We start from the raw sequence: 3,552 nt of genomic DNA on the forward strand, positions 1-3,552 counted from the left end.
GGCGGTGGGTCTCCGGGCGGTTCGGCCCGGCCCCTCGGCCCGGCTCGGGGCCGGGGCCTGTCGGTCCCGCGGGGCAGGATGGGTCGCATGGCGCGGAGCGGACGGCAGAGGCCGGACAGGGCACAGGCGGTGAAGGCGGCGCGGCGGCCGCAGGTGGGGCTGCCGCCGGACCTGATCCCGTGGCAGGGCGGCGGGCTGGAGCCCGACGGGGACTACGACGGCCTGGAGTTCGCCGACCGGGACCTGTCCGGCCAGGAGGGCGCCGGGGCGCGGTTCATGGACTGCGCGCTGCGGCGCTGTGTGTTGGACGAGGCGGGGCTGGCCAAGGCGCGGATCCTGGACTCGCTGCTGGAGGGCGTCCGGGGGGTCGGTACGGATCTGGCCGGGGCCTCGCTCCGGGACGTGGAGCTGGTGGACGCCCGGCTGGGCGGGACGGCGCTGCACGGGGCGGTGCTGGAGCGGGTCGAGTTCCGCGGCGGAAAGATCGACTGCCTGAACCTGCGGCAGGCGCGGCTGCGGGACGTGGTCTTCGAGGAATGCGTACTGGTGGAGCCGGACTTCGGCGGGGCGCTGCTGGAGCGGGTGGAGTTCCGCGGGTGCGTCCTGCGGGCGGCGGACGTCACCGGGGTCCGGATGACGGACGTGGACCTGCGGGCCGCGGCCGAGCTGGACTTCGCCCGCGGCGTGGAGGCCCTGGCCGGCGCGGCGGTCACGCCGGCCCAGCTCCTGTCGCTGGCCCCGGCCCTGGCGGCGCACCTGGGGCTGCGCGTGGTCCCCTGACCCTGACCCTGACCACGCAGGCCGTGCGCGGCTACGCCGGGACGCGGGGGAAGCGGGCCTGCAGGGTCCAGATCGCAGGGTTGTCGGCGAGGCCCTCGTGCATGTCGATGAGGTCCGCGAGCAGGTCGTGCAGGAAGTCGCGGGCCTCGCGGCGCAGCATCTTGTGGCTGAAGGTCAGCGGGGCCTCCTCCGCGGGCATCCAGTCGGCCTCGACGTCGACCCAGCCGAAGCGCCGTTCGAAGAGCATGCGGTCGGTGGACTCGGTGAAGTCGAGTTCGGCGAACTGCCGGTCGGCGGAGCGGCTGCCGCGCGGGTCCCGGTCGAGCTGTTCGACGATGTCGCAGAGCGCCCAGGCGAAGTCCAGGACGGGCACCCATCCCCAGGCTGTGGACACTTCCCGGTCCGACTCGGTGTCGGCGAGGTAGACGTCCCCGCAGAACAGGTCGTGGCGCAGGGAGTGGACGTCCGCCGTCCGGTAGTCGGTCTGCGGGGGGTCGGGGAAGCGCCGGGAGAGGGAGTAGCCGATGTCGAGCACCCCCCGATGGTCCCACGCCCGCCGCCTCCCGCCGGCGCCGCCCCGGACGGACCGGGCCCGGTCGCTGCAGCGACGCCGAACCGGGCTCGCCCGCCGTCTCGGCACGGTCTTCGGCACCCGGGACACCCGGGAGCCCACGGCGGTGGCTTCGCCGGGATCTCGGCTCCGGCTCGGCCGTGCCGGCCCCGCACCGGGCCCCCCGAGAAGCCCAGCCCCGGGCGGCCCCACCCCGGGCGGCCCGGGCCCCGGGCCTACGGGAGGAGGCGCTGTTCCTTGGCCACCGAGACGGCGCCCGCGCGGGTGTCGACGCCGAGCTTGTCGTAGATGCGGCCCAGGTGGGTCTTGACCGTGGCCTCGCTGATGAACAGGGCGCGGGCGATCTCCCGGTTGCCGAGGCCACGGGCGAGCTGGCCGAGGATGTCCAGCTCGCGGTCGGTCAGGGTGGGGCGGGAGCCCCGCATGCGGGCCATCACGCGGCTGGCGACCGGAGGCGACAGGGTGGTGCGTCCGGCCGCGGCGGCGTGGATCGCGGCGAAGAGCTCCTCCGGCCGCTCCGCCTTGAGGAGGTAGCCGGTGGCGCCCGCTCCGATGGCGCGGGTGATGTCGGCGTCGGTGTCGTACGTGGTGAGGACGAGGACGTGGGGCGGATGGGGTGAGGCGGCGGTGATCCGGCGGGTGGCCTCGACGCCGTCGATGCCCTCGCCGAGCTGGAGGTCCATCAGGACCACGTCGGGCCGGAGCCTGGCCGCCAGCGCGACGGCCTCCTCCCCGCTGCCCGCCTCGCCGATCACCTCGATGTCGGGGGCGCTGCCGAGCAGGGCCAACAGGCCGGCGCGGACCACCGCGTGGTCGTCGCAGAGCAGCAGCGTCGTCGTGGCGGTGGTCATGGCCGGTGCTCCAGGGGGATGGCCGCGGACAGGACGGTGCCCTCGCCCTCGGCGGATTCGATCGTGAGCGTGCCGCCCAGCTGGCCGAGCCGCGCGCGCATCGCGGGGAGGCCGTGACCGCGTTCCTCGCCGCTCGCGCGCGGCGGCCGGCTCCCGTCGAAGCCCTCGCCGTCGTCGGCGACGTCCAGGACGACCTGGTCGCCGAGGAAGCTGAGGGTGAGGGCCGCGGTCCGGGCACGCGCGTGTTCCCGTACGTTCGCCAGGGCGCCCTGCGCGACCCGCAGCAGCGCCGACTGCACACGGTCGGGCAGCGGTACGGGGGTGCCTTCCAGGTGGAAGCGGACCTCGATGTCCGGTCCGGCGTCCAGGGCGCGCAGCGCGTCGGCGAGGCCGGCGCCGCCGGCGAGCTCGGGCGGGGCGAGGTCGTGGACCAGGCGGCGGGCCTCGGCGAGGCCGCGGGCGGCGATGCCGGTGGCGGTGCGGACGTGTGCCCGGGCGGTGGCCGGGCTGTCGTCCCAGACCCGGTCGGCGGCCTGGAGGAGCATCTGCTGGCTGGACAGGTGCTGGGCGAGGGTGTCGTGGATCTCCATGGAGAGCCGCTGCCGTTCGGCGAGGGTGCCTTCGCGGCGTTCGGTGGCGGCCAGCTCCCGCCGGGTGCGGATGAGGTCGTCGATCAGTTCCCGCTGTGCCTGGGCCTGGCGTTCCATGTGGACGAAGACGGCCGTGGACAGTGCGGCGATGGCCGGCGGGGCGAGCAGCAGGTTCGGGTCGAACCCGCGGGACAGCTTGAGCTGGGCGGCGACGACGAAGACCGTCAGCAGGGCGACCAGGACGATGGCGGCGCGCGGCGGCAGGGTCCGCAGGGCGGTGTAGAAGAGGGGGACGGCGCACCAGGCGAAGCTGGGTGCGAGGACGACGAGCACCACCCACACGCCGACGACCAGCCCGAGCCAGGCCAGCCGGCGTGCGGTGGGGGCGGCTCCGAGGGCCGGGCCGAGGACGTACAGCAGGGCGAGCGCGGTGCCGAGGGCGATGATCCAGGGGGTGTCGGGGGAGCCGGGGTGGCGGAGCAGGTAGCGGGCCACGGAGGCGGCCAGGAGCAGGAAGAACGCCGTGTGCATGACCGTCGCCAGCATCCGGGTGTCCGTGTCCCCCTTGCGCGACGGCGCTCGGCTGAGGTGGCTCACGGCGGGCTCCCGGTGCGGATCGGCTGTTCGGCTCCATCGTGCCCGGTCGCGGGTGATGGCGCCGACCAGCCAAGCCGTGTCCGCGGCCGGTGCGCATCAACCGATCGGACGACCCCGGGGTCAACCGGTGCGGCAGCCGTCGCGAGCCGGTACGGGGACGGGT

At 75.3% G+C, this 3,552-nt stretch carries 4 protein-coding genes; 1 reads left to right on the forward strand and 3 read right to left on the reverse strand.

The window, feature by feature from the left end:
• Positions 1–87 precede the first annotated feature (87 nt).
• Positions 88–780 carry a pentapeptide repeat-containing protein gene (locus tag HYE82_RS35090; RefSeq protein WP_306439687.1) on the forward strand — a complete coding sequence of 231 codons (693 nt, stop codon included), beginning with the start codon at positions 88–90 and terminating at the stop codon, positions 778–780.
• A gap of 31 nt (positions 781–811) precedes the next feature.
• Here the strand turns inward: HYE82_RS35090 and HYE82_RS35095 are convergent, their stop codons facing one another.
• From HYE82_RS35095 to HYE82_RS35105, 3 genes are all read right to left on the reverse strand, one after another.
• On the reverse strand, positions 812–1,315 hold the full coding sequence (locus tag HYE82_RS35095; RefSeq protein WP_179178277.1) for a hypothetical protein: 504 nt from the start codon (positions 1,313–1,315) through the stop codon (positions 812–814).
• Between the two features lie 251 nt (positions 1,316–1,566).
• Positions 1,567–2,202: a response regulator transcription factor gene (locus HYE82_RS35100; protein WP_179178278.1), complete on the reverse strand. Its 636-nt coding sequence runs from the start codon at positions 2,200–2,202 to the stop codon at positions 1,567–1,569.
• Positions 2,199–3,338 (reverse strand): sensor histidine kinase, encoded by a 1,140-nt coding sequence (locus tag HYE82_RS35105; RefSeq protein WP_179178279.1) that lies wholly within the window; start codon positions 3,336–3,338, stop codon positions 2,199–2,201. Before HYE82_RS35105 ends, HYE82_RS35100 begins: the two co-directional genes overlap by 4 nt.
• Positions 3,339–3,552: the final 214 nt, after the last annotated feature.

The organism is Streptomyces sp. BR123, from assembly GCF_013401435.1.
Lineage (GTDB): Bacteria > Actinomycetota > Actinomycetes > Streptomycetales > Streptomycetaceae > Streptomyces.

Excerpts from the sequence above, each read along its gene's own strand:
- HYE82_RS35090 (WP_306439687.1), top strand. The coding sequence starts at position 88 with ATGGCGCGGAGCGGACGGCAGAGGCCGGACAGGGCACAGGCGGTGAAG.
- HYE82_RS35100 (WP_179178278.1), bottom strand. The coding sequence starts at position 2,202 with ATGACCACCGCCACGACGACGCTGCTGCTCTGCGACGACCACGCGGTG.
- HYE82_RS35105 (WP_179178279.1), bottom strand. The coding sequence starts at position 3,338 with ATGCTGGCGACGGTCATGCACACGGCGTTCTTCCTGCTCCTGGCCGCC.